At 61.6% G+C, this 24,215-nt stretch carries 25 protein-coding genes; 22 read left to right on the plus strand and 3 right to left on the minus strand.

Going from position 1 to position 24,215, the window contains the following annotated elements; genetic code table 11:
• Window positions 1-11 precede the first annotated feature (11 nt).
• Window positions 12-944, minus strand: a complete 933-nt coding sequence (locus QBK88_RS00120; RefSeq protein ID WP_277960427.1) for an aliphatic sulfonate ABC transporter substrate-binding protein — start codon at window positions 942-944, stop codon at window positions 12-14.
• Window positions 945-1,360: 416 nt separating this feature from the next.
• Between QBK88_RS00120 and QBK88_RS00125 the strand changes: the two genes are divergently transcribed.
• The 15 genes from QBK88_RS00125 (at window position 1,361) to QBK88_RS00195 (ending at window position 13,635) form a co-directional block, all read left to right on the plus strand.
• Window positions 1,361-2,713, plus strand: a complete 1,353-nt coding sequence (locus tag QBK88_RS00125) for an OprD family porin (protein ID WP_277960428.1) — start codon at window positions 1,361-1,363, stop codon at window positions 2,711-2,713.
• Between the two features lie 160 nt (window positions 2,714-2,873).
• Entirely contained in the window at window positions 2,874-3,512 is a 639-nt protein-coding gene (locus QBK88_RS00130; protein ID WP_158154541.1) for a peroxiredoxin, read from the plus strand.
• Window positions 3,513-3,696: 184 nt separating this feature from the next.
• A complete protein-coding gene (ssuE, locus tag QBK88_RS00135) occupies window positions 3,697-4,290 on the plus strand; it encodes an NADPH-dependent FMN reductase (protein ID WP_277960429.1) in 594 nt (197 codons plus the stop codon).
• Window positions 4,291-4,403: 113 nt separating this feature from the next.
• Window positions 4,404-5,369: a sulfonate ABC transporter substrate-binding protein gene (locus tag QBK88_RS00140; protein WP_277960430.1), complete on the plus strand. Its 966-nt coding sequence runs from the start codon at window positions 4,404-4,406 to the stop codon at window positions 5,367-5,369.
• A gap of 58 nt (window positions 5,370-5,427) precedes the next feature.
• Window positions 5,428-6,576 carry an FMNH2-dependent alkanesulfonate monooxygenase gene (ssuD, locus tag QBK88_RS00145; RefSeq protein WP_277960431.1) on the plus strand — a complete coding sequence of 383 codons (1,149 nt, stop codon included), beginning with the start codon at window positions 5,428-5,430 and terminating at the stop codon, window positions 6,574-6,576.
• A gap of 9 nt (window positions 6,577-6,585) precedes the next feature.
• Window positions 6,586-7,368, plus strand: coding sequence for an aliphatic sulfonate ABC transporter permease SsuC (ssuC, locus tag QBK88_RS00150; RefSeq protein WP_277960432.1), 783 nt, complete (start codon window positions 6,586-6,588; stop codon window positions 7,366-7,368).
• Entirely contained in the window at window positions 7,365-8,177 is an 813-nt protein-coding gene (ssuB, locus tag QBK88_RS00155) for an aliphatic sulfonates ABC transporter ATP-binding protein (RefSeq protein WP_277960433.1), read from the plus strand. The genes ssuC and ssuB overlap by 4 nt, the downstream gene beginning before the upstream one ends.
• A 32-nt stretch (window positions 8,178-8,209) precedes the next feature.
• Entirely contained in the window at window positions 8,210-8,425 is a 216-nt protein-coding gene (locus QBK88_RS00160) for a TOBE domain-containing protein (RefSeq protein WP_027980095.1), read from the plus strand.
• A gap of 148 nt (window positions 8,426-8,573) precedes the next feature.
• Window positions 8,574-9,230: a YjfI family protein gene (locus QBK88_RS00165; RefSeq protein WP_277960434.1), complete on the plus strand. Its 657-nt coding sequence runs from the start codon at window positions 8,574-8,576 to the stop codon at window positions 9,228-9,230.
• A gap of 17 nt (window positions 9,231-9,247) precedes the next feature.
• Window positions 9,248-9,952 (plus strand): PspA/IM30 family protein, encoded by a 705-nt coding sequence (locus QBK88_RS00170; protein ID WP_277960435.1) that lies wholly within the window; start codon window positions 9,248-9,250, stop codon window positions 9,950-9,952.
• A 123-nt stretch (window positions 9,953-10,075) separates the two neighbouring features.
• On the plus strand, window positions 10,076-10,624 hold the full coding sequence (locus tag QBK88_RS00175) for a rhomboid family intramembrane serine protease (protein WP_445764871.1): 549 nt from the start codon (window positions 10,076-10,078) through the stop codon (window positions 10,622-10,624).
• Window positions 10,625-10,626: 2 nt separating this feature from the next.
• Complete coding sequence (locus QBK88_RS00180; protein WP_277960436.1) at window positions 10,627-11,277, plus strand: DUF2491 family protein; 651 nt, start codon at window positions 10,627-10,629, stop codon at window positions 11,275-11,277.
• A gap of 18 nt (window positions 11,278-11,295) precedes the next feature.
• Window positions 11,296-11,724: a DUF350 domain-containing protein gene (locus QBK88_RS00185; RefSeq protein WP_277960437.1), complete on the plus strand. Its 429-nt coding sequence runs from the start codon at window positions 11,296-11,298 to the stop codon at window positions 11,722-11,724.
• A gap of 14 nt (window positions 11,725-11,738) precedes the next feature.
• A complete protein-coding gene (locus QBK88_RS00190; RefSeq protein ID WP_277960438.1) occupies window positions 11,739-12,473 on the plus strand; it encodes a DUF1190 domain-containing protein in 735 nt (244 codons plus the stop codon).
• A gap of 7 nt (window positions 12,474-12,480) precedes the next feature.
• Window positions 12,481-13,635, plus strand: coding sequence for a glutathionylspermidine synthase family protein (locus tag QBK88_RS00195; protein ID WP_277960439.1), 1,155 nt, complete (start codon window positions 12,481-12,483; stop codon window positions 13,633-13,635).
• A 15-nt stretch (window positions 13,636-13,650) separates the two neighbouring features.
• Here the strand turns inward: QBK88_RS00195 and QBK88_RS00200 are convergent, their stop codons facing one another.
• Together QBK88_RS00200 and QBK88_RS00205 are read right to left on the minus strand one after the other, a co-directional pair.
• Complete coding sequence (locus QBK88_RS00200; protein ID WP_277960440.1) at window positions 13,651-14,283, minus strand: TetR/AcrR family transcriptional regulator; 633 nt, start codon at window positions 14,281-14,283, stop codon at window positions 13,651-13,653.
• 161 nt (window positions 14,284-14,444) lie between these two features.
• Window positions 14,445-15,821, minus strand: coding sequence for a glutamine synthetase family protein (locus QBK88_RS00205; RefSeq protein WP_158154527.1), 1,377 nt, complete (start codon window positions 15,819-15,821; stop codon window positions 14,445-14,447).
• Window positions 15,822-16,098: 277 nt separating this feature from the next.
• On the opposite strand from QBK88_RS00205, the gene QBK88_RS00210 reads away from it, so the two are divergent.
• The 7 genes from QBK88_RS00210 (at window position 16,099) to QBK88_RS00240 (ending at window position 24,185) form a co-directional block, all read left to right on the plus strand.
• The gene (locus QBK88_RS00210) at window positions 16,099-16,878 is read left to right on the plus strand and encodes a gamma-glutamyl-gamma-aminobutyrate hydrolase family protein (RefSeq protein ID WP_268147222.1); all 780 of its coding nucleotides are present in this window, start codon (window positions 16,099-16,101) and stop codon (window positions 16,876-16,878) included.
• Between the two features lie 14 nt (window positions 16,879-16,892).
• Window positions 16,893-18,251, plus strand: a complete 1,359-nt coding sequence (locus QBK88_RS00215; protein WP_268147224.1) for a glutamine synthetase family protein — start codon at window positions 16,893-16,895, stop codon at window positions 18,249-18,251.
• 34 nt (window positions 18,252-18,285) lie between these two features.
• Window positions 18,286-19,650, plus strand: a complete 1,365-nt coding sequence (locus QBK88_RS00220) for an aspartate aminotransferase family protein (RefSeq protein ID WP_277960441.1) — start codon at window positions 18,286-18,288, stop codon at window positions 19,648-19,650.
• A 143-nt stretch (window positions 19,651-19,793) separates the two neighbouring features.
• On the plus strand, window positions 19,794-20,891 hold the full coding sequence (locus tag QBK88_RS00225) for a polyamine ABC transporter substrate-binding protein (protein WP_158154523.1): 1,098 nt from the start codon (window positions 19,794-19,796) through the stop codon (window positions 20,889-20,891).
• A 347-nt stretch (window positions 20,892-21,238) separates the two neighbouring features.
• The gene (potA, locus tag QBK88_RS00230) at window positions 21,239-22,381 is read left to right on the plus strand and encodes a polyamine ABC transporter ATP-binding protein (protein ID WP_268147228.1); all 1,143 of its coding nucleotides are present in this window, start codon (window positions 21,239-21,241) and stop codon (window positions 22,379-22,381) included.
• On the plus strand, window positions 22,378-23,298 hold the full coding sequence (locus QBK88_RS00235) for an ABC transporter permease subunit (protein WP_277960442.1): 921 nt from the start codon (window positions 22,378-22,380) through the stop codon (window positions 23,296-23,298). Before potA ends, QBK88_RS00235 begins: the two co-directional genes overlap by 4 nt.
• Window positions 23,295-24,185 carry an ABC transporter permease subunit gene (locus QBK88_RS00240; protein WP_277960443.1) on the plus strand — a complete coding sequence of 297 codons (891 nt, stop codon included), beginning with the start codon at window positions 23,295-23,297 and terminating at the stop codon, window positions 24,183-24,185. Before QBK88_RS00235 ends, QBK88_RS00240 begins: the two co-directional genes overlap by 4 nt.
• The last annotated feature ends 30 nt before the right edge of the window (window positions 24,186-24,215 follow it).

Raw genomic sequence — 24,215 nt, forward strand, 5'->3', positions numbered from 1 at the left:
TACCCCTGTACTCAGGGGTGCCAGATACCTACGGCGCGGGTATCGACCGCTTTGGGCAACAGCCCGGCGGCAAAGAACGCGTCGGCGATTTTCTGTTGTTCGCCCAGTTGGTCGGGCTGCACCGCTTGTACCTGGTAGGTGCGGTGCAGGTTGGCAGCCTCTACCGTGGCGCTGTCGAGGTTGCCCCACAGCGGCCCGAGAATGGTGGCGGCCTTGTCAGGGTTGGCCTTGGTCCATTCGCCAGCCTTCTGCAACTCGGCGAACACGAGTTTGAGCACTTCAGGGTTGGCCTTGGCATAGGCAGTGCCGGTCAGGTAGTAACGCTTGTATTGGGCCAGGCCGGTGCCATCGGCCAGGGTGCGGGTAGGCAACTGGCGCTGCACGCTGGTGAGGAAGGGTTCCCAGGTAACCCAGGCGTCGACCTTGTTGTTTTCAAACGCTGCGCGGCCATCGGCGGGGGTCAGGTACGCCGGCTGGATGTCACTGAACTTCAGGCCTGCCTTGTTCAGGGCGGCGATCAGTAAGTAGTGGGTGCCAGCAGCCTTGGTCACCGCTACTTTCTTGCCCTTCAGGTCGGCCAGCGACTGCACGGGGCTGTCCTGGCGCACCACGATGGCTTGGGCCTGGGGCGACGCCGTCTCCTGGGCGAAGTAGGTGAGGGTGGCACCCGCGGCCTGGGCGAATACCGGCACGGTGTCGGCGACGTCGGCGCTGATGTCGACGTTGCCCACGTTCAGCGACTCCAGCAGTGGCAACCCGCTGGGAAATTCATGCCAGCTGACCTCGATGCCTTGCCGGGCCAGATCTTTCTCCAGCGTGCCTTGCTGCTTGAGCAAGGTGATCAGGGTCGAGGACTTCTGGTAGCCAATACGCAGCGTTTCCACCGCCTGTGCCGAGGGGGCCAGGATGAACAGGCTGAGGGCGGCGATTAAAAGATTTTTCATATATGGACGCTGGCCGGACATGGGCACCTCGAAGCGCACTGGCAGTGCAGGTGGGGAGGGTGACGGAATGTCCGGTGGTCCGGTGTTTTGAAAGCTAAACGATCTAAAAAATATTTTGCAAAGACTGTTTAGTCATTAGCTTAGAGGTCGATACAGCATCGAGACCGCAGGTTTGGGTAAAGCCATGGTGTTATTCCAAAATGGTCTGATAAAAGATGAAACAATTCATTTTGGACTTATGAAATATTATTTACCCTTGGGCGTCACAAAATGGACATAGACCATCGTCGTAAAGCGACCTAGAGCGATTGACGCGGTGTTCACAACCTGGCGCTAATCGCCACAACTCCAGCGCAATGGGCAGCAGATCCATGACTGGGGCAACACAAGAATTAGAATCATTACAGGAGCAACCCATGTACAAGTCCTCCCTGGCTCTGGCCGTGGCTGTCGGCGTGTTGGCATCTCAAGCCAACGCTGAAGGCTTTCTCGAAGACAGCAAGGCCACGTTGAAGCTGCGCAACTACTACATCAACACCGACAACCGCGACGCAGCGGCGAAAACCGCGACCGGCGTACAGAGCAAGAACTCTGAGTGGGGCCAGGCGTTCCAGCTGGAGTACCAGTCGGGCTATACCGCGGGTACCGTCGGCTTTGGTATCGATGCGCTGGCGCTGCTGGGCGTGCGCCTGGATTCGGGCGGTGGCCACAACGGTGCTACCTCGACTTCCTACGGCGGCACGGTATTCCCGAGCAAGTCGGATGGCGATGCAGTGGATGATTTCACCAGCCTGGGCCTGACCGCCAAGGCCAAGATCTCCAAGACCGAGCTGAAGGTCGGCACCTTGCTGCCCAAGCTGCCGGTCATCCAGTACAACGACGGTCGTCTGGTGCCACAGACATTCCAGGGCGAGCAGATCACCTCCAACGACATCAAGGATCTGACCTTGATCGGTGGCCAGGTCGAGGCTGTGAAGGGCCGTAACTCAAGCAACGACGAAAACCTGGCGATCAATGGCGCTTCGCCACGCACCGCCAGCAGCAACAAGTTCTACTACGCCGGTGGTGACTACAAGATCACCAAAGACCTGCTGTTCCAGTACTACTACGGTCAACTGACCGATTTCTACAAGCAGCACTTCGTGGGCCTGACCCACAACTGGGCCATCGGCCCGGGCGTGCTGAAGTCTGACCTGCGTGCGTTCCACAGCACCGACGATGGCAACAACGCCAACGACCCGCTGTTCTACTCGTCCGGCCGCTACGTGGGCAACGTGTCGGGCAAAGGCCCGGTCGACAACAACCTCTACAGCGGCCTGTTCCTGTACACCGTTGCCGGTCACACCTTCGGCGGTGGCTACCAGGTCAGCAACGGCAACTCCGACTTCCCGTGGCTGAACCAGGGCGATGGTTCGTCCAACGGTACCATCACCGACATGCAGATCCAGAAGTTCGGCCGTTCCGGCGAGCGTACCTGGCAGGCACGCTACTCGTATGACTTCTCGGCCATCGGCTTCCCTGGCGCGACCGCCGGCCTGGTCTACCTGCGTGGCGACAATATCGACACCGTCGGCACCAACCGTGCCGTCAGCGGCAGCGGCCGTTCCGAGTGGGAACGCGACCTGACCCTGGCCTACGTCGTACCGCAAGGTACCTTCAAGGGCCTGGGCCTGATGTGGAAAAACGCCATCTGGCGCAACGACATTCCTGGTCAGCGCGACCAGGACGAGAACCGCGTGATCGTCAGCTACTCGATCCCGCTGTTGTAAGCCTGGCTTGAAAGCGAAGCCCGCCCTTTGGCGGGCTTTGTTTTGCGCAAAATTTCATATTCCTTTCAGTGCTTAATAAATCGATATTTATTCTTTTTATTTGGTCTACGCTGAGTGCACAGTGGAACCCATAAACGCACCCTTGAAGGAGCAAGTACACATGAGCATCCGCCTCGGCGATATCGCCCCCGACTTCGAACAGGATTCCAGCGCCGGCAAGATCCGCTTTCACGAGTGGCTGGGCAACAGCTGGGGCGTGCTGTTTTCCCACCCGGCCGACTTCACCCCGGTGTGCACCACCGAACTGGGCTTTACCGCCAAGCTCAAGGACGAATTCGCCAAGCGCAATGTCAAGGCCATTGCCCTGTCGGTAGACCCGGTGGACTCGCACCACAAGTGGATCGAGGACATCAACGAAACCCAGAACACCATCGTCAACTTCCCGATCCTGGCCGATGCTGACCGCAAGGTTGCCGACCTCTACGACCTGATCCACCCCAACGCCAACGACACCCTGACGGTGCGCTCGCTGTTCGTGATCGACCCGAACAAGAAAGTGCGCCTGACCATTACCTACCCGGCCAGCACCGGCCGCAACTTCCACGAAATCCTGCGGGTAATCGATTCCCTGCAACTCACCGACAGCCACAAGGTGGCCACCCCGGCCAACTGGCAGGACGGTGACGAGGTAGTGATCGTGCCGTCGCTCAAGGACGAGGAAGAGATCAAGCAACGCTTTCCCAAGGGCTACCGCGCCGTGAAGCCTTACCTGCGACTGACCCCGCAGCCCAACCGCTGATTCATCCTCCCACGACAGGGTTTCGAGCCGTTGATGACGGCTCTTTTTTTGCCTGAAAAATCATATTCATTTAGCGAATAACCAAATGAAAAAATATGATTTATAGATATATAAAAGGCCTGTTATGGTCACTCCCATCTCGCCGACCGCGAGGCCTTTTGGACGGTTAAAGGAAGCGTAACCCATGCTGGTTGTATCTCTTGGTGGCAGTCCCAGTGTGCGCTCGCGTTCTGGCGTATTGCTTGAACAGACCCGCCAGTGGCTGCAACGTCACGGCGTTGAAGTGGTGACTTTCCAGGTTCGCGATTTTGCCGCCGAAGACCTGCTGCACGCCCGCTTCGACAGCCCCAAGGTACTGGACTTCCTGGAACTGGTGCAGAAAGCCGATGGCCTCATCGTCGCCACCCCGGTATACAAAGCGTCGTTTTCGGGCGCGTTGAAGACCCTGTTGGACCTTTTGCCTGAACGGGCCCTGGCCAACAAGGTGGTATTGCCAATCGCCACGGGCGGCAGCATCGCCCACATGCTGGCGGTGGATTACGCCCTGAAGCCGGTATTGGCCGCGCTCAAGGCGCAGGAAATGCTGCAGGGGATCTTTGCTGACGACAGCCAGATCGCCTACGGCGAAGGCAGCGCCGCCGCCCAACTGGCGCCAGCGCTGGGGCAGCGCCTGGAAAATGCGCTGCAGGAATTTCACTACGCACTGAGCCGTCGGCCACAGCCGCTGGACCCGAACCTGCTGAACGAACGATTGCTGAGCGCGCGCTGGAGCATTTAAGTGCGAGCTGGCTTGCCGGCTCCCACAGGTAACACATTCAATTCACTGGCCTTACTCGCCCGCCAACGGGCAAGCAGGTGCAGCCATACACCCAATAGCAAAGGAGCGGCGCTATGCGCACAGTCTTTTTGCGTCGCGGGCTGGTCGCTCTGTTTGCTGCGGCTGTGTCGTACGGCGCCATTACCCAGGCCCAGGCTGACACCCTGCGCATCGGCTACCAGAAATACGGCACCCTGGTGCTGCTCAAGGCCCGCGGTTCGCTGGAAAAGCGCTTGGCCGCCCAAGGCGTGCAGGTCCAATGGACCGAATTTCCCGGCGGCCCGCAGTTGCTGGAAGGCCTCAACGTAGGCTCCATCGATTTCGGCGTGACCGGCGAAACCCCACCGGTGTTCGCCCAGGCCGCAGGCGCCGACCTGCTCTACGTGGCCCACGAGCCACCGGCCCCCAGCAGCGAAGCGATCCTGGTGCCCAAGGATTCGCCGATCAAGTCGGTGGCCGATCTGAAAGGCAAGAAAGTGGTGCTCAACAAGGGCTCCAACGTTCACTACCTGCTGGTGCGCGCCCTGGAAGACGCGGGCCTCGAATACACCGACATCCAGACCGTTTACCTGCCCCCGGCCGACGCCCGCGCCGCGTTCGAGCGTGGCAGCGTCGACGCCTGGGTCATCTGGGACCCCTACCAGGCGGCCGCCGAACAGCAGTTGCAGGCGCGCACCCTGCGTGATGGCAAAGGCCTGGTCGACAACAACCAGTTCTACCTGGCCACCAAGCCATACGCACAGCAACACCCGCAAGTGATCGCTACCCTGGTGGACGAAGTGCGCTCGGTGGGCGAGTGGTCCAAATCCAACCCCGAACAGGTGACCAAAGAAGTGGCGCCGCTGCTGGGCTTGCCGGCTGACATCACCCTGACCTCGGTCAAGCGCCAAGGCTTCGGCGCCGAGTTCATCACGCCTGACGTGGTCGCTGCCCAACAGAAGATCGCCGACGCCTTCTACCAACTCAAGCTGATTCCCAAGCCGCTGAGCATCAAGGATGTGATCTGGACGCCACCGGCCAAGGTCGCCACCGCCCCGTGATTCGTACTGCGGGCCGGTGCGCCGCGCCGGCCCTAGCCACCCTTAGGAGACAACTCCAATGAGCCTTAACATTTTCTGGTTTCTTCCCACCCACGGCGACGGTCATTACCTTGGCACCGCCGAAGGCGCTCGCGCTGTGGACCATGGCTACCTGCAACAGATTGCCCAGGCTGCCGACCGCCTGGGCTTCGGTGGCGTGCTGATCCCAACGGGCCGGTCCTGTGAGGATTCCTGGCTGGTGGCAGCGTCGTTGATTCCGGTGACCCAGCGGCTCAAATTCCTGGTGGCCCTGCGCCCTGGCATCATTTCCCCGACCGTGGCGGCCCGTCAGGCCGCGACCCTGGACCGCCTGTCCGGGGGGCGTGCGCTGTTCAATCTGGTCACGGGGGGCGACCCTGACGAGCTGTCTGGCGACGGCCTGTTCCTCAGCCACGAGGAGCGCTATCAAGCCTCGGTCGAATTCACCCGCATCTGGCGCCGCGTGCTGGAAGGCGAGACCGTCGACTACGACGGCGAACACATCAAGGTCAAAGGCGCCAAGCTGCTCTACCCACCGGTTCAGCAGCCGCGCCCACCGTTGTATTTCGGCGGCTCCTCCGAGGCTGCCCAAGACCTGGCTGCCGAGCAGGTGGAGTTGTACCTGACCTGGGGCGAGCCACCGGCCGCCGTGGCCGAGAAAATCGCCGAAGTGCGGGAGAAGGCCGCCAAGCTGGGCCGTACCGTGCGCTTCGGCATCCGCCTGCACGTGATCGTGCGCGAAACCAATGCCGAGGCCTGGGCCGCGGCCGACCGCCTGATCTCGCACCTGGACGATGACACCATCGCCCGCGCCCAGGCTTCGCTGGCACGCTTTGACTCGGTGGGCCAGCAACGCATGGCGGCCTTGCACGGTGGCAACCGCGACAACCTGGAAGTCAGCCCTAACCTGTGGGCGGGCGTGGGCCTGGTGCGCGGCGGTGCCGGCACGGCGCTGGTGGGCGATGGTCCGACCGTGGCCGCGCGGGTCAAGGAGTACGCCGACCTGGGTATCGATACGTTCATCTTTTCAGGCTACCCGCACCTGGAAGAGTCTTACCGCGTCGCCGAGCTGCTGTTCCCGCACTTGGACGTGCAACGCTCTGAACAGCCGCAAGGCGCCAACTACGTGAGCCCTTTCGGTGAGATGGTCGCTAACGACATTCTGCCCAAAGCCGCGTCCCAGAGCTGAGGGCTGGTCATGAACAAAATTATCCACAGGCTGGCGCCCTGGGCGCTGCCGGTATTGTTGCTGGCGGTTTGGCAGTTGTCGGTGAGTGCCGGCTGGCTGTCCACGCGCATTCTGCCGGCGCCCAGCGCGGTCGTGGCGGCCGGTGTCGAATTGGTGCGCAGCGGTGAAATCTGGACCCACCTGGCCATCAGCGGCTGGCGCGCGGGCGTGGGCTTTGTCATCGGCGGCTCGCTGGGGCTGGTACTGGGCTTCGTCGTAGGCCTGTCGAAATGGGGCGAGCGCCTGCTCGACAGTTCCATGCAGATGATCCGCAACGTGCCGCACCTGGCGTTGATCCCGTTGGTGATCCTGTGGTTCGGGATCGACGAGTCGGCGAAGATTTTCCTGGTTGCCCTGGGCACGCTATTTCCCATTTACCTGAATACCTACCATGGCATCCGCAACGTCGACCCGGCATTGGTGGAAATGGCACGCAGCTATGGTTTGAGCGGCTTCGCGCTGTTCCGCCAGGTGATCTTGCCGGGGGCACTGCCTTCCATTCTGGTAGGTGTGCGCTTTGCCTTGGGTTTCATGTGGCTGACCCTGATCGTCGCCGAAACCATTTCCGCCAGTTCCGGCATCGGCTACCTGGCCATGAACGCTCGTGAGTTCCTGCAGACCGACGTGGTAGTGCTGGCCATCGTTCTCTATGCCGTGCTGGGCAAGCTTGCCGATTTGGCCGCCCGTGGCCTGGAGCGTGTGTGGCTGCGCTGGCACCCGGCTTACCAGGTTGCCAAGGGAGGTGCGGCATGAACGCGCTGAAGCAACAACCGCCGCGCCTGCTGCAAGGCATTCCGCTGGCACTGGACCGTTTGCAGAAGAGCTTTGGCAGCCGCCAGGTGCTCAAGGACATCGACCTGCACATTCCGGCTGGGCAATTCGTGGCCGTGGTCGGCCGCAGCGGCTGCGGCAAGAGCACCTTGCTGCGCTTGCTGGCTGGGCTCGACAAGCCCAGCGCCGGCAAGCTGCTGGCAGGCTCGGCGCCGTTGAGCGAAGCCCGTGACGACACCCGCCTGATGTTCCAGGAAGCGCGCCTGCTGCCTTGGAAAAAGGTCATCGATAACGTGGGCCTCGGCCTGAAGGGTAACTGGCGGCCCAAGGCCCTGGAGGCGCTGGAAGCCGTGGGCCTGGCCGAGCGCGCCAACGAGTGGCCGGCAGCCCTGTCGGGCGGCCAGAAACAACGTGTGGCCCTGGCCCGCGCCCTGATCCACAAACCACGCTTGCTGTTGCTCGATGAGCCGCTGGGCGCGCTGGATGCCCTGACGCGTATCGAAATGCAGCAACTGATCGAACGCCTGTGGAAGCAGCATGGCTTCACGGTGCTGTTGGTGACCCATGACGTGGCCGAGGCGGTTGCGGTCGCCGACCGGGTCATTCTGATCGAAGACGGCGAGATCGGCCTGGACCTCACTGTCGACTTGCCACGCCCACGTACCCGCGGCTCGCACCGCCTGGCGGCGCTGGAAACCGAAGTACTCAACCGTGTGTTGTCGCTGCCGGGCACACCGCCCGAGCCGGAACCCACGGCCCCGTTGCCCACGCAATTGCGCTGGGCACTCTGAATCACACCCCTCGTTTGAACAGGAAGAACCTCATGACTATCAAAGCGATCAACGTGCGTAACCAGTTCAAGGGCACCGTCAAGGAAATCATCGAAGGCCCGGTGCTGTCGGAAATCGACGTGCAGACGGCTTCAGGTATCGTCACTTCGGTGATCACCACCCGTTCGGTCCGTGAACTGGAACTGGTGATCGGCAGTGAAGTGATTGCCTTCGTCAAATCCACTGAAGTGTCGATCGCCAAGCTGTAACCGCGGCTGCGTCATGTTCAACCCCGCCGGGCGTGCGCCCTGCGGGGTTTTTTCGTTTCCATTTTCAGGAAACATTTTCTCACGCGTGATGTGTTGCAGGTTTCTGCAGACGGTGTATGTTTATCACATGTGATACGGAATCGACCCGATGGCAAGCAAGGCTGGCAACGACAAGGCAACGGTAAAGAAGGCCCCCGCGGAGAAGAAAACCTCCAGCTTCTACATGAAGAAAATGCGGGCCGGGCTGGCCGATGCCGGGTATGTGAAACATGAAGCCTGGGTGCTCCCGGAGAACCGCGGGGTGCTCAAGCAGGTTGAAAAACAGCTCCGCCAGCCTGTGATGGCCGGCACTTTCAAGTTGGAGGAACACATGACCACAGCGGAGAAATGGACCCTCGACCGCCTTCACCAGGCCTTCCAGGCCCTGGATGAAGTGGCGTCGAAGGAAATCACCCTGACCCTGGTGCAAGGGGCCGAACAAAGCCTGAAGCTGGAAATGAACGAGTACGGCGGCCTGCCGATTCACATTGCCGTGGTGGGCGAGCAGATCATCGTCGACACGGTGCTGGTGGATGTCGATTCCATCAAGGACGTGGCCCGTTTCAACGACGCCGTACTGCGCAGCCGCGAGCTGTTCCCGCTGTCGTCCATCGGCCTGGAAGTGATGCCCAACGGGCAGACTGTGTACAACATGTTCGGCGCCTTGAGTGCCAGTTCGAGCCTGACCAACGTGGTGACCGAAGTGTTCACCCTGGTCGACAACGTACAACGCGCCGCCGAAGCCTTCGAAGGCTTCTTCAAGTAACGCCAAGGAGTAACGACATGAGTAATCAATCCATCTGGAGCAAGTTGTTCACGGCGCTGCGCGGTGGTGCCAGCGAGGTGGGCGAGTCCATCGTCGACCAGCAGGCCCTGCGTATCCTGGACCAGGAAATCCGTGACGCCGACACTGCCCTGGCCAATGCCAAGCGTGAACTGGTGACCATCATGGCCAAGCACAAGCTGGCCACCGACCGCGTCGCCCAGTACGACGCCCGTATCGGCGACCTGGAAAGCAAGGCGCTGGCTGCGATGAAAGCCGAGCGCAACGACCTGGCCCACGAAGTGGCCGAAGCCATCGCCGTGCAGGTCAACGAGCGTGAGGCCGAGCACAAGCAGGCCGTGGAGTTCGGCGGTTACGTCGAGAAGATGCGCAAGGACATCACCAAGGCCGAGGCCCGTATCAAGAGCCTGCGCCAGCAGGTAGACGTGGCCAAGGCGCGTGAAAGCGTGCAGAAGGCCCAGGTCAGCGCTTCCATTGCCAGCGGCGGCGCCAACGGCAAGCTGGAAACCGCCGTGGGCACCCTGAACCGCCTGCAGGCCAAGCAGGAGCAGCGCGCTGCCGAACTCGAGGCCCAGGACCAACTGGCCGAGGCCTCAACCGGCAATGACCTGGAGCGCAAGCTCAAGGAAGCCGGCATCGTCCCGGACGCCGGCAGCGCCGACGCCATCCTGGAGCGTCTGCGCAAGCAGCAGGCCGGCCAGTAACTTCCTTCTGCAGGACCGGGCGAAGCTCGGGAAAAGAGCCCCGCATGATCGCTGATACAGCGCGGTGCCTTCTTCCCGAGCCTCGCCCGGTCTTGCGGGGTTTGGCATCACAGGGAGAGCGCAGTGATCACTGCCAAGGATTTCCAGCCGGTACTCTGGCTCGCCGGGGTGATGTGTGGGGTGCAGGTGCTCAACCTGCTCTCCGGCTACAGCCTGAACACCTACGGTCTGTTGCCGCGTTCGGCCCAGGGCCTGCTGGGTATCATCAGCGCACCGTTCCTGCATGGCTCGCTGTGGCACCTGCTGGGCAACCTGGTGCCGTTCATCGTCCTGGGTACGCTGGTGGCCAAGGATGGTGTCGGCCGGTTTCTCGCCGCCAGCGGCCTGATCATCGTGGTCGGTGGCCTGCTGGTGTGGCTGTTCGGCCGTGGCTATTACCATGTAGGGGCCAGCGGCTGGGTGTTTGGCCTGTGGGTATACGTCGTGGCCCGTGCCTGGTTCCACCACAGTTGGGCCAATCTCTTGTGTGCCGCGGCCGCGATGCTGCTGTACGGTGGGCTGGTCTACGGCTTTCTGCCACGCTATGGCGTTTCGTTCGAATCCCATATCGCCGGTGCGGTGGCGGGGTTCGTGGCGGCACGGGTGCTTTTGCGCAAAGAAGAAGGAGTCTGAAGATGGGTTGGTTCAAACAGTTCATGGGCCTGGAAGCACCCGCCGGCAAGCCGCAGGCTGCGGTGGAGGGCGCCCTGGGCCTGGCCCAGGGCCGCTCGGTTAGCTTCGACGGCACCCTCAAGCTGCTGCTCGACGGTGCCAGCAAGGTGATCATTCCGCCCACCCAGCAGATCTTCAGCGTGGGCACGGTGGACCTGGGCCAGTCCCAGTGGTTGAACCGCTATTACATGGACGACGAGGACTACTGGCTGCAGGTGCATACCACGGGTGACCGCGATGGCCAGGTCGAATCGGTGATCCTGTTCAACTACCTGCGCTACGCCACCATCAGCAGCAACGACGAGCTGCAGCGGTTGGCGGGCCCCAACAGTGACATCGGCCTGCCCACCTATAACCTCGACGGCGTGCAATACACCCGCGAGTGGGGCACCGAGGCTGGGCAAACCGAACTGACCGACCTGCGTGAACGGGTCGTCAACCCCAACGAGTCCTACGTGGTCGAGCACCGCGCCATGCTGTACGCCCGTGACACCGGGCTGACCGACCGCCGCGAATTCCTGCTGTTCTCGGTGGAACAGGACGAGGAGGGCACCGTCAGCCTGAGCGCCTCGCTGGGCATTTCGCTGTACCCCACCGACTTGAACATCCTCTGACATCCATAGGGACATGCCATGCTAGAAGCACTTTCGATTTCGCTGAACCCCACCGCCGTGCTGGGGTTCCTGTTGTACGTGGTGGGGGCGGGGATCTTCCTCGTGCTGTTCCAGTTCATCTACACGCGCATGACCCCGCACAAGGAGTTCGAGCTGATTCGCGAGGGCAACGTCGCCGCTGCCATCGCCTTGGGCGGCGCCATCATCGGCTTCGCGATTCCGGCCAGCAACGTCATTGCCTACTCCATCAGCCTGCTGGACTTTGTGGTCTGGGCACTGATCGCCGGTGTGGTGCAGCTGTTGGCATTCTTCGCCGCCAGCCTGGTGCTCAAGGGCGTATCGGCGCGCATCCAGCGCGGTGAGGTAGCTACCGGTATCTACGTGGCCGCCGTTGCGATCAGCGTCGGCATGCTCAATGCCGCCTGCATGACGCCCAACACCAACTGATCGCGGAGCCAGGGATGAAACGAAGCAAGTACGTACAACTCTCACTGGCTGCCTCGGTGGCGCTGGCGGTGGCCGGCTGTGGCGCGCCGGAGAAGACTTACCAGGTGAAGAAAACCTTCGACTTCAAGACGGTGGCCGAATGCACGGCGCAGAAGTTTCCCGTGGACGTGTGCTCGGATGCCTATATCGCCGCGCTCAGCCAGCACCGCAAGATTGCCCCGGTGTACGACAACAAGGCGGACTGCGAAGCCGATTTCGTGCCGGACTACTGCCAGGTCGACTCGGCCGGCAAGTACATGCCCCAGCTGGGCGGTTTCGAGGTGGATGCCGACGGCACCGTTACCCAGTCGCAGCTGGATTCGGCCAAGGCCGAGGTGGCCCGCAGCGGCGGTGACAGCAGCGGGGGCGGCTTCAATGGCAGCGGCCTGCTGACAGGTCTGCTCATCGGCCACATGCTGAGCAGCAGCACCGGCAATTTCAGGTCGGCGCCGGTGTACCAGTACCGTGACGACCGTGGCAATTACGCCAGCTCCACCCTGGGGTCGCGCATCAACAGCGGCGCCACGTTCTCGCGCTCCCGTCAGAGCGAGTCTGGCAACGGCTATAGCAGTGGTGGCGGTAGCTTCGGGCGTATCAACGCCAACCCGGTGTCGGTCCGCCAGGCCACCACCCGCGGCGGTTTCGGCAGTTCGGCCACGGCCCGCAGTGGCTGGAGCGGTTCGTCGTCGCGCAGCAGTTTCGGCGGTTGAGGGCAGCATGAAGAAAATAGCCATCGCCGAACGCCCCGACTGGAAACAGACCGCCGAACGCCTGGGCTTCATGTTCCATACCATCGATGGCGAGCCCTATTGGGATGAAAGCGCCTACTACCAGTTCACCCTCAAGCAGATCGAGGACGACCTGGAAGACCCGACCCAGGCCCTTCATGAACTGTGCATGGACCTGGTCAGCGAGGTGGTGAACAGCGAGGAGAAACTGGAACGCCTGGCCATCCCTCCGGCGTTTCACGACCTGGTGCGCACCTCCTGGCGCGAAGGCCACCCGCACCTTTACGGGCGCATGGACTTCTCCTACGACGGTACCGGCCCGGCCAAGTTGCTGGAGCTGAACTACGACACCCCCACCAGCCTGTACGAGGCAGCGGCTTTCCAGTGGGGCTGGCTGGAACAGTGCCTCGAGCGCGGCATGCTGCCGGCTTCGGTGGACCAGTTCAACAGCATCGACACGCGCCTGCACGAGGCCTTCGCCGCGCTGAACATCCAGCGGCCGTTCTATTTCGCGTCGATCAAGGGCTCGGTGGAGGACAAGGCCACCACCGACTACCTGCGGTTGGTGGCCGAGAAAGTGGGCATCGAGTCGCGGCACATCGACCTGGAAGACATCGGCTTGCTCGACGGCCGCTTCGTCGACCTGCAGGACCGCTGGATCCCCCACCTGTTCAAGCTGCACGCCTGGGAGTTCATCTTCCACGAGCCTTTCGGCGCGGCCATCGCCCAGTGCGACACCCAGTTCATGGAGCCTGCCTGGAAGGCGATTCTCTCCAACAAGGGCATCCTGCCGATGCTGTGGGAAGCTCACAAAGGCCACCCGAACCTGCTGGAAAGCCACCTGGATACCAACCCGCGTTCACCGGTGCCCAAGGGCTGGGTACGCAAGCCGTACTTCTCCAGGGAAGGGGCGAACATCGAGCTGCGCACGCCTGATGACCAGTTGCACGTGGTGGATGGCCCGTACGACGATGCGCCCTATATCTTGCAGCGATTAGCACCACTGCCCAAGTTCGGTGACAGCTACACGCTGGTAGGTTCATGGGTGATTGGCGACCGCGCCGCGGGAATCGGTATTCGCGAAGATGACAGCCTGATCACCAAGGATACCAGCCGGTTCCTCCCGCATTTGATCCTGGACTGAAGCCCGGCAACGGCGCTACGCCGATCTTTTAGGCAGGAACGGCGGCAGGTACAGCCCCAGGTAAGCATCGAACACCCGCATCCCTTCCTCCGCCATGCGTGGGGTAATCTGCCCATGCAGCTGCACCGACCGCGCGTATACCCGGTCGCCCAGCTCCATGGCCAGGGCAAACACATCCACGTCTTGCGGCAAGCTCGGCAGCTGGAAATGCCGGTCGAATACCTGGTGCATGAGCACCCCCAGTTCCAGGTCATGCTGGCGGTCAGCCTGGGTGACCTCGGCCAGCCCATGCTGGGCCAGAATCAACTGGCGGGCCGCGGCGTCCTGGCTGTAGATGACCAGCATGCGCTCTTCCACCAACCGCGACAGGTCGCGCCATTCACGCAGTTGCTCGTGATTTACGGGCTCCAGCAGGCAGGCGCGGAAAGCGGCATGAACATCTGCCGTCAGCGCTTCCAGCAGCGCCGGGACGCTGGCGAAGAAGTGGTAAACCGATGACGGCGGGATCTCCGCGCGCTCGGCGACGCTGTAGATCGACAGGCTGCCCACCCCCTCACTGGCCAGCAGGGCGCGCGCCGCCTCGAGAATCGAGTCGATCCGTGCCTGGCTGCGGGCGCGGGGTTTGCGGGGCGTGGCGGTGCGGGTCATGAGGTTCTCCATTTCGGCCACGCATTGTAGGGTTTTGAACCGGCGTCGTCTGCTTCCCGAGCTTCGCCCGGCCCCACGCCGGGCAAGTGCTCTGTGGGAATAGCCAATCCCGAGGCAAAAAAAACCGCAGGCCTTGGCCTGCGGCGTTTTTTTGCACCGGCTTACACCGTATGCAGATACCAGTTGTACTCAAGGTCGGAGATGGAGTGCTCGAACTCCTCCAGCTCGCTTTCCTTGCACGCCACGAAGATATCGATGTACTTCGGATCGATATACCGTGCCAGGATCTCGCTGTCGTCCAGCTCGCGCAGGGCGTCGCGCAGGTTGTTGGGCAGGCTCTGCTCGTTCTGCTCGTACGAATTGCCTTCCACCGGCTCATTGGGCTCGACCTTGTTGGTCAGGCCGTGGTGCACGCCCGCCAGCACGGCGGCCATCAGCAGGTACGGGTTGGCGTCGGCACCGGCCACACGGTGTTCGATGCGTACGGCGTCCGGGGTGCCGGTAGGCACGCGCAGGGCCACGGTGCGGTTGTCCAGGCCCCAGCAGGGCGAGTTCGGCACGTAGAACTGGGCGCCGAAACGGCGGTACGAGTTGACGTTCGGGCACAGGAACGCCATCGACGCTGGCAGGGTCTCGAGCACACCGCCGATCGCGTGACGCAGCGCGGCGTTCTGCTCGGGATCCTCACTGGTGAAGATATTCTTGCCGTCCTTGTCCAGGATCGAGATATGCACGTGCAGGCCATTGCCCGCCTGGCCCGGGTAGGGCTTGGCCATGAAGGTGGTGTCCATCTCATGGTCGTAGGCGATGTTCTTGATCAGGCGCTTGAGCAGCACGGCGTAGTCGCAGGCCTTCATCGGGTCGGCCACGTGGTGCAGGTTCACTTCGAACTGCGCCGGAGCACTTTCCTTGACGATGGCGTCTGCCGGGATGCCTTGTTCCTTGGCGCCTTCCAGGATGTCCTGCAGGCAGTCCACGTACTCGTCCAGGTCGTCGATCAGGTACACCTGGGTCGAGTGCGGGCGTTTACCGGAAATAGGTGAGCGCGGCGGTTGCGGGCGGCCGTTCACGTTCTCCTGGTCGATCAGGTAGAACTCAAGCTCGAAAGCGGCACAGATGGTCAGGCCCAGCTCGTCGAACTTCGCGACCACTTGGCGCAGCACTTCGCGCGGGTCGGCAAAGAAGGGTTCGCCTTCCAGTTCGTGCATGGTCATCAGCAGCTGCGCGGTAGGGCGTTTCTGCCAGGGCTCGTTGGAGAGGGTGTCGGGAATCGGAAAGCAGATACGGTCTGCGTCGCCGATGTCCAGGCCCAGCCCGGTGCTTTCCACCGTAGAGCCGTTGATGTCCAGGGCGAAAAGCGAGGCGGGCAGGTTGATGCCTTTCTCGTAAACCTTGTGGAGGCTGGTGCGTTCGATGCGCTTGCCACGCACCACACCATTCATATCTGCAATCAGAAGGTCGACGTACAGAACCTCAGGATGTTCCTTAAGGAATGCGTTCGCTTCGTTGAGCTGAACGGCACGCGGGGGTACCGACATGATGCAACACCTTTGTTGTTAAAAATATCAATCATTGGGCTTTTGCTGTTTCAGTCAATCCGAAAGCCATCATGAAGTCAAGCGAGCCTCGGTTTGCCCTGAAATGGCGCCTGAAAGCCATTTTTGCCGCTTATTGGGGCGTTTTTTACGTCCGTGAACGCCCTCAAATGAATTATTCAACAGCCCGTGTTGTATTTTTTACGGGGGTGTTGTGAAAAAAAATGAACAACGCTAAGCTCGTTTGCAACCCATAACGCCAATAATACCGGGGGACTTCATGGCACGCCTGCCGACAATCGGCGTCACCGCCTGCATCAAGCCAGTCGGGCTGCACGCCAGCCATACCTGTGGTGACAAATATGTCCGCGCGGTCGCCGTGGCCGCCGAAGGCTTGCCGATGATCATTCCCGCGCTCGGCGAACTGTTCAAACCGACCCAAATACTTGACGGGTTGGATGGCATTCTCTTTACCGGCTCGCCTTCCAACGTGGAGCCGCGCCATTACGCCGGTGCCGACAGCGCGCCCGGCACGCTGCACGACCCTGAACGCGATGCTACCACTCTACCGCTGATTCGCGCGGCCGTGGCCGCTGGCGTGCCGGTACTGGGCATTTGCCGAGGTTTCCAGGAACTGAACGTGGCCCTGGGCGGCTCGCTGCACCAGAAGGTTCACGAAACCGGAACCTTCATGGACCATCGTGAGCCCAAGGACCAGCCGGTCGAGGTCCAGTATGCCCTGCGCCATGCGGTAGCTGTCCAGCCCGGCGGTGTTTTACAGGCCATTGGCTTGCCCGCGCAGTTGCAGGTCAACTCCATCCACGGCCAGGGTATCGACCGCGTGGCCCCGGGTTTGCGTGTGGAGGCCGTGGCGCCCGATGGCCTGGTCGAGGCGGTTTCGGCCGAAGGGGCCAAGGGTTTTGCACTAGGCTTGCAGTGGCATCCCGAATGGCAGGTGCTGGATAACCCGCACTACCTGGCCATTTTTCAGGCCTTTGGCCAGGCCTGCAGACAGCGTGCGACCCAACGCGACGCAGCCGCGTCCAGGACTGCTATCTAGCCCCTGAGGTATTTATGCGTACCAGCCTCGACCAGCTCACCGATTGGTTGAAAGAGCACAAGATCACGGAAGTCGAATGCCTGATCGCCGACCTGACAGGCATCACGCGTGGCAAGATTTCACCCACCAACAAGTTCATCGCCGAGAAAGGCATGCGCTTGCCGGAAAGTGTTTTGTTGCAAACCGTTACCGGCGACTACGTAGAGGATGACATCTACTACGACCTGCTGGACCCAGCCGACATCGACATGATCTGCCGCCCCGACGAAAACGCCGTGTTCGTGGTGCCCTGGGCCATCGAACCGACCGCCCAGGTGATCCACGACACCTACGACAAGCAGGGCAACCCCATCGAGCTGTCGCCGCGCAACGTGCTCAAGAAAGTCCTGAAGCTTTACAGCGACAAGGGCTGGCTGCCCATCGTGGCGCCAGAGATGGAGTTTTACCTGACCCGCCGCTGCGAAGACCCGGACTTCCCGCTGCAACCGCCCGTGGGCCGCTCGGGGCGCCCGGAAACCGGCCGTCAGTCTTTCTCCATTGAAGCGGCGAACGAGTTCGACCCGCTGTTCGAGGATGTCTATGACTGGTGCGAGCTGCAGCACCTGGACCTGGACACCTTGATCCATGAAGACGGCACGGCGCAGATGGAGATCAACTTCCGTCACGGCAACGCCCTGCACCTGGCCGACCAGATCCTGGTGTTCAAGCGCACCATGCGCGAGGCAGCGCTCAAGCACAACGTGGCCGCCACGTTCATGGCCAAGCCCATGACCGGCGAGCCCGGCAGTGCCATGCACCTGCACCAGAGCATCGTCGACATCGAGACCGGCAAGAACATCTTTTCCAACGATGACGGCAGCATGAGCCAGTTATTTCTGCACCATGTGGGCGGCCTGCAGAAGTTCATCCCCGAATTGCTGCCTTTATTCGCCCCCAACGTGAATTCCTTCCGCCGTTTCCTGCCCGACACCTCGGCGCCGGTGAACGTGGAGTGGGGTGAGGAAAACCGTACCGTGGGCCTGCGGGTGCCCGATGCCACCCCACAGAACCGCCGCGTGGAGAACCGCCTGCCGGGCGCCGACGCCAACCCGTACCTGGCCATCGCGGCCAGCCTTCTGTGCGGCTATATCGGCATGGTCGAAGGCATCGAGCCCAGCGCGCCAGTGCAGGGCCGTGGTTACGAGCGGCGCAACCTGCGCCTGCCGCTGACCATCGAGGACGCCCTGGAGCGCATGGAAAACTGCAAGACGGTAGAGAAGTACCTGGGCAACAAATTCATCATCGGTTACGTCGCGGTCAAGCGCGCCGAACACGAGAACTTCAAGCGCGTCATCAGCTCATGGGAACGTGAATTCCTGCTGTTCGCGGTGTGATCAACACGGGGCGTGCCCCGTTGAGGAGAAGGCAATGAGCAACAAGAATTCGCAAACCCAAGCGTGGCAGGCCCTGAGCGGCGAGCACCACCTGGCGCCTTTCAGCGACTACAAGCAGCTCAAGGAAAAAGGCCCGCGCATCATCACCAGGGCCAAGGGCGTGCACCTGTGGGACAGCGAAGGCAACAAGATCCTCGACGGCATGGCGGGCCTGTGGTGCGTGGCCGTGGGCTATGGCCGCGATGAGCTGGCCGAGGTCGCGGCAAAACAGATGCGCGAACTGCCGTACTACAACTTGTTCTTCCAGACCGCCCACCCGCCGGCGCTGGAACTGGCCAAGGCCGTTTCCGAAGTCGCGCCAGCGGGCATGAGCCATGTGTTCTTCACCGGCTCCGGCTCCGAAGGCAACGACACCGTGCTGCGCATGGTCCGCCACTACTGGGCGCTGAAGGGCAAGCCAGAGAAGAAGGTCATCATCAGCCGCATCAACGGCTACCACGGCTCCACCGTCGCCGGCGCCAGCCTGGGTGGCATGGTGGGCATGCACGAACAGGGCGACCTGCCCATTCCGGGCATCGTCCACATCGCCCAGCCCTACTGGTTCGGCGAAGGCGGCGACATGTCCGAGGCGGAGTTCGGCACCTGGGCCGCCGAACAGTTGGAGAAGAAGATTCTGGAGCTGGGCGTGGACACCGTCGGCGCCTTCATCGCCGAGCCGATCCAGGGGGCGGGCGGCGTGATCATTCCGCCACAGACCTACTGGCCGAAGATCAAGGAGATCCTGGCAAAGTACGACATCCTGTTCGTCGCCGACGAGGTGATCTGCGGTTTCGGCCGCACCGGTGAGTGGTTCGGCAGCGATTACTACGACCTCAAGCCCGACCTGATGACCATCGCCAAGGGCCTGACCTCCGGCTATATACCAATGGGCGGGGTAATCGTGCGCGACGAAGTGGCCAGGACTCTCTCCGAAGGGGGCGATTTCAACCACGGCTTCACCTATTCCGGCCACCCCGTGGCGGCTGCGGTGGCCCTGGAAAACATCCGGATCCTGCGCGACGAAAAAATTATCGAGCGGGTTCGCGAAGAAACGGCACCGTATTTGCAGAAACGTCTGCGTGAGCTGAATGACCACCCGCTGGTGGGCGAAGTTCGCGGGCTGGGGCTGCTGGGGGCCATTGAGCTGGTCAAGGACAAAGCCACGCGCCAACGTTACGAGGGGATGGGTGTGGGCATGATTTGCCGCAACTTCTGCTTCGACAATGGCCTGATCATGCGCGCCGTGGGCGACACCATGATCATTGCACCGTCGCTGGTGATCACTCGCGAGGAAATCGACGAGCTGGTGACCAAGGCGCGCAAGTGCCTGGATCTGACCTTGCAGGCTTTGAATAGCTGAGTGCTAGTCTTTGCCTGGTTCGGGGGGCTGAAGAAGGTTGCTCTTTTAATTGAAAGGGCGCCTTGGACCTTGCCAGACTAGCAGCTGTTGCAGTTGCCCCGGCTACTGGACAGACGGAATTAAAAAAATACTGGAGCTGACGCATGAAGATATTTGGCAAGACCCTCCTCGCCATGTCCCTGATGGGTGTGATGGCTGGTGCTGCGCACGCCGATGACAAGGTTCTGCACGTGTACAACTGGTCCGACTACATCGCGCCGAACACCATCGCGGACTTCGAGAAGGAGTCGGGGATCAAGGTCGTCTACGACGTATTCGACAGCAACGAGACCCTGGAAGCCAAGCTGCTGGCTGGCAAGTCGGGGTATGACATCGTCGTGCCTTCGAACAACTTCCTGGCCAAACAGATCAAGGCGGGCGTCTACCAGGAGCTGGACAAGTCCAAGCTGAGCAATTATGGCAACCTGAACAAGGACCTGCTCAAGGCAGTTTCCGTCAGTGACCCGAACAACGCCCACGCCTTCCCGTACATGTGGGGCACCATCGGCATCGGCTACAACCCGGAGAAGGTCAAGGCCGCCCTGGGCGCCGACGCCCCGGTCAACTCCTGGGACCTGGTGTTCAAGCCGGAGAACGCTGCCAAGCTCAAAGGCTGTGGCATCAGCTTCCTCGACTCGCCGACCGAAATGATCCCGGCCGCGCTGCACTACCTGGGCTTCAAGACCGACACCCAGAACAAGGACGAGATCAAGAAAGCCGAGGACCTGTTCCTCAAGATTCGCCCATCGATCGCCTACTTCCACTCCTCCAAGTACATCTCGGACCTGGCCAATGGCAACATCTGCGTCGCCATCGGCTACTCGGGTGACATCAAGCAGGCTGCTTCCCGTGCCAAGGAAGCCGGTGACAAGGTGCACGTGAACTACAGCATTCCGAAGGAAGGCGCAGGCAGCTTCTACGACATGGTCGCCATCCCCAAGGATGCCGAGAACGTCGAAGGCGCCTACAAGTTCATGAACTTCATCCTGCAACCGAAAGTGATGGCTGAAATCAGCGACGCCGTGGGCTACCCCAACGGCAATGCCGCGGCCACGCCGCTGGTGGCGAAGGAAATTTCCAGCGACCCGGGCATTTACCCGCCGGCTGACGTACAGGCAAAACTGTACGCCATCGCCGACCTGCCGGCCGCCACCCAGCGCATCCTGACGCGCACCTGGACCACCATCAAGTCGGGCAAGTAAGCCGGCTGTGATGCCCTGGGTACTGCGCCGAGTTATCCGGCGCAGTACCGCAGGCCTCTGAATTTGAAATAGTTTTTGCGACTCAGCGTTATCAAGGGTAAGTTGCGCGCCGGTTTTTTCAAACGGTTGGCACGATGCCGCCTGCCATGGGCAGGCATGAATGTAGTCACTTGTTGCATTTTATTTTGCAAGGCCGTGCCCGCCGGGCCTCGCCAGAGGCCTATCGTGCACATTTGTAATGGAGCCGACGTCGTTGGCCGTTTCATACGACCTGAAGGAACAGGCTGCAAGAATCCAAGGTCTGCCTATCCGGGGCGGGCTGTAAAATTTTGTTGGGAGTTTCGTTAATGGCAGTTGCCTCCGGTGCCTATAAGAAAGCCCTCGAGGGCGATCAGCAACCTAAACAGGTGCTGGTCAAAATCGACCGGGTCACCAAGAAGTTCGACGAGACGGTTGCGGTCGACGACGTGTCGCTGCAAATCAACAAGGGTGAAATCTTTGCCCTGCTCGGCGGCTCCGGCTCGGGTAAATCCACCTTGCTGCGCATGCTGGCCGGTTTCGAACGGCCGACCGAGGGGCGTATCTACCTCGATGGCGTGGACATCACCGACATGCCGCCCTATGAGCGGCCGATCAACATGATGTTCCAGTCCTACGCGCTGTTCCCGCACATGACCGTGGCGCAGAACATCGCCTTCGGCCTGAAGCAGGACCGGATCCCGGCGGCCGAGATCGACGCCCGCGTGGCCGAGATGCTCAAGCTGGTACAGATGACCCAGTACGCCAAGCGCAAGCCACACCAGTTGTCTGGGGGCCAGCGCCAGCGCGTGGCCCTGGCGCGCTCGCTGGCCAAACGCCCGAAACTGCTGCTGCTCGACGAGCCCATGGGCGCGCTGGACAAGAAACTGCGTTCGCAGATGCAGCTTGAGCTGGTAGAGATCATCGAGCGCGTGGGCGTTACCTGCGTGATGGTGACCCACGACCAGGAAGAGGCCATGACCATGGCCCAGCGCATCGCCATCATGCACCTGGGCTGGATTGCCCAGATCGGCAGCCCCATCGATATCTATGAAACGCCTACCAGCCGCCTGGTGTGCGAGTTCATCGGCAACGTCAACCTGTTCGAAGGCGAAGTGGTGGACGATGCCGAAGGCCACGCGTTGATCCACAGCCCGGAGCTGGAGCGCAACATCTACGTGGGCCACGGCATCAGCACCTCGGTGCAGGACAAGCACATCACCTACGCCATTCGCCCGGAAAAACTGCTGGTCACCGTCGAGCCGCCTGCCGGTGAGTACAACTGGTCGCGCGGCAAAGTGCACGACATCGCCTACCTGGGCGGCCACTCGGTGTTCTACGTGGAGCTGCCGTGCGGCAAGCTGGTCCAGTCGTTCGTGGCCAACGCCGAACGCCGCGGTGCGCGGCCAACCTGGGATGACCAGGTATACGTGTGGTGGGAAGACGACAGCGGCGTGGTACTGCGCTCATGAATACAAAAAACATCAAACGCATCTTGCATCGAATAACGCCCGGTGGCCGCCAACTGGTGATCGGCGTGCCGTTCCTGTGGCTGTTCCTGTTCTTCATGCTGCCGTTCTTCATCGTGTTGAAGATCAGCTTCGCTGAAGCGGACGTGGCGATCCCGCCGTACACCGAGATCTACACCTACGTCGACCAGAAGATCCAGTTGCTGCTGAACCTGGCCAACTACGCGATGCTGGGTGATGACGACCTTTACATCTCGGCGTACCTGGGTTCGCTGAAAATGGCCTTCTTCAGCACGCTGTTGTGCCTGGTGATCGGCTACCCCATGGCCTACGCCATCGCCCGTGCCCGCAAGGAAGCACAGACGGTGCTGCTGCTGTTGATCATGATGCCGACCTGGACGGCCATCCTGATTCGCGTGTATGCCTGGATGGGTATCCTGAGCAACAACGGCCTGCTCAACGCCTTCCTGATGTGGCTGGGGCTGATCGACCAACCGCTGCAGATCCTGAACACCAACCTCGCGGTGTACATCGGCGTGGTCTATTCGTACCTGCCGTTCATGATCCTGCCGTTGTTCGCCAACCTGGTGAAGCACGACGAAAGCTTGCTGGAAGCCGCATCCGACCTGGGTTCAAGCACCTTCAACAGCTTCTGGAAGATCACCGTGCCGCTGTCCAGGAACGGCATCATCGCCGGCTGCATGCTGGTGTTCATCCCCGTAGTGGGCGAGTTCGTGATCCCCGAACTGCTGGGCGGCCCGGAAACCCTGATGATCGGGCGCGTGCTGTGGCAGGAATTCTTCAACAACCGTGATTGGCCGGTGGCGTCTGCCCTGGCGGTAGTGATGCTGGCGATACTGATCGTGCCCATCCTGCTCTTCAACCGTAGTCAGGCCAAAGAGATGGAGGGCAAGGCATGAAGCGTTTCAGTTTTTCCAGCCTGATGCTGGTGCTGGGCCTGGTGTTCATCTATGCGCCCATGGTCATCCTGGTCATCTACTCGTTCAACGCCTCCAAGCTGGTGACGGTATGGGGCGGCTGGTCAGTGAAGTGGTACGTGGGGCTGGTGGACAACACCCAATTGATGGGCTCGGTGGCCCGGTCGCTGGAAATCGCCTGCTACACGGCGATTGCCGCGGTCATACTGGGTACCCTGGCGGCGTTTGTGCTGACCCGCGTGGCGCACTTCAAGGGCCGCACGCTGTTTGGCGGCCTGGTGACCGCGCCGCTGGTGATGCCCGAGGTAATCACCGGTCTGTCGCTGTTGCTGCTGTTCGTGGCCATGGCCCAGGCCATCGGCTGGCCGCAGGAGCGCGGCATCGCCACTATCTGGATCGCCCACACCACGTTCTGCGCCGCCTATGTGGCGGTGGTGGTGTCGGCGCGCCTGCGCGAGCTGGACCTGTCCATCGAGGAAGCGGCCATGGACCTGGGGGCGCGCCCCTGGAAAGTGTTCATGTTGATCACCATCCCCATGATCGCGCCTTCACTGGCGGCGGGTGGCATGATGTCGTTTGCCCTGTCGCTGGACGACCTGGTGCTGGCAAGCTTCGTATCGGGCCCGGGCTCCACTACCCTGCCCATGGAAGTGTTCTCGGCCGTGCGCCTGGGCGTGAAGCCGGAGATCAATGCCGTGGCCAGTCTGATCCTGCTGACGGTGTCGATCTTCACCTTCCTGGTCTGGTTCTTCACCCGCCGAGCCGAAGAGCGCCGCAAGCGCGCGATTCAGGCGGCCATCGAAGAAGCCGCGGCCGACGGCTGGAAACAGCCCGACCCGCGCCGCGCGCAAGCGCCGGCAGCCGCATGACACAAGGCCCTTCGGGGCCTTGTTCGTTAC

Origin of the sequence: Pseudomonas sp. RIT-To-2 (assembly GCF_029623465.1) — a bacterium.
Classification (GTDB): Bacteria; Pseudomonadota; Gammaproteobacteria; order Pseudomonadales; family Pseudomonadaceae; genus Aquipseudomonas; species Aquipseudomonas silvicola.

Coding starts and splice junctions, on each gene's coding strand:
- QBK88_RS00120 (WP_277960427.1), bottom strand. CDS start 944: ATGAAAAATCTTTTAATCGCCGCCCTCAGCCTGTTCATCCTGGCCCCC.
- QBK88_RS00125 (WP_277960428.1), top strand. CDS start 1,361: ATGTACAAGTCCTCCCTGGCTCTGGCCGTGGCTGTCGGCGTGTTGGCA.
- QBK88_RS00130 (WP_158154541.1), top strand. CDS start 2,874: ATGAGCATCCGCCTCGGCGATATCGCCCCCGACTTCGAACAGGATTCC.
- ssuE (WP_277960429.1), top strand. CDS start 3,697: ATGCTGGTTGTATCTCTTGGTGGCAGTCCCAGTGTGCGCTCGCGTTCT.
- QBK88_RS00140 (WP_277960430.1), top strand. CDS start 4,404: ATGCGCACAGTCTTTTTGCGTCGCGGGCTGGTCGCTCTGTTTGCTGCG.
- ssuD (WP_277960431.1), top strand. CDS start 5,428: ATGAGCCTTAACATTTTCTGGTTTCTTCCCACCCACGGCGACGGTCAT.
- ssuC (WP_277960432.1), top strand. CDS start 6,586: ATGAACAAAATTATCCACAGGCTGGCGCCCTGGGCGCTGCCGGTATTG.
- ssuB (WP_277960433.1), top strand. CDS start 7,365: ATGAACGCGCTGAAGCAACAACCGCCGCGCCTGCTGCAAGGCATTCCG.
- QBK88_RS00160 (WP_027980095.1), top strand. CDS start 8,210: ATGACTATCAAAGCGATCAACGTGCGTAACCAGTTCAAGGGCACCGTC.
- QBK88_RS00165 (WP_277960434.1), top strand. CDS start 8,574: ATGGCAAGCAAGGCTGGCAACGACAAGGCAACGGTAAAGAAGGCCCCC.
- QBK88_RS00170 (WP_277960435.1), top strand. CDS start 9,248: ATGAGTAATCAATCCATCTGGAGCAAGTTGTTCACGGCGCTGCGCGGT.
- QBK88_RS00180 (WP_277960436.1), top strand. CDS start 10,627: ATGGGTTGGTTCAAACAGTTCATGGGCCTGGAAGCACCCGCCGGCAAG.
- QBK88_RS00185 (WP_277960437.1), top strand. CDS start 11,296: ATGCTAGAAGCACTTTCGATTTCGCTGAACCCCACCGCCGTGCTGGGG.
- QBK88_RS00190 (WP_277960438.1), top strand. CDS start 11,739: ATGAAACGAAGCAAGTACGTACAACTCTCACTGGCTGCCTCGGTGGCG.
- QBK88_RS00195 (WP_277960439.1), top strand. CDS start 12,481: ATGAAGAAAATAGCCATCGCCGAACGCCCCGACTGGAAACAGACCGCC.
- QBK88_RS00200 (WP_277960440.1), bottom strand. CDS start 14,283: ATGACCCGCACCGCCACGCCCCGCAAACCCCGCGCCCGCAGCCAGGCA.
- QBK88_RS00205 (WP_158154527.1), bottom strand. CDS start 15,821: ATGTCGGTACCCCCGCGTGCCGTTCAGCTCAACGAAGCGAACGCATTC.
- QBK88_RS00210 (WP_268147222.1), top strand. CDS start 16,099: ATGGCACGCCTGCCGACAATCGGCGTCACCGCCTGCATCAAGCCAGTC.
- QBK88_RS00215 (WP_268147224.1), top strand. CDS start 16,893: ATGCGTACCAGCCTCGACCAGCTCACCGATTGGTTGAAAGAGCACAAG.
- QBK88_RS00220 (WP_277960441.1), top strand. CDS start 18,286: ATGAGCAACAAGAATTCGCAAACCCAAGCGTGGCAGGCCCTGAGCGGC.
- QBK88_RS00225 (WP_158154523.1), top strand. CDS start 19,794: ATGAAGATATTTGGCAAGACCCTCCTCGCCATGTCCCTGATGGGTGTG.
- potA (WP_268147228.1), top strand. CDS start 21,239: ATGGCAGTTGCCTCCGGTGCCTATAAGAAAGCCCTCGAGGGCGATCAG.
- QBK88_RS00235 (WP_277960442.1), top strand. CDS start 22,378: ATGAATACAAAAAACATCAAACGCATCTTGCATCGAATAACGCCCGGT.
- QBK88_RS00240 (WP_277960443.1), top strand. CDS start 23,295: ATGAAGCGTTTCAGTTTTTCCAGCCTGATGCTGGTGCTGGGCCTGGTG.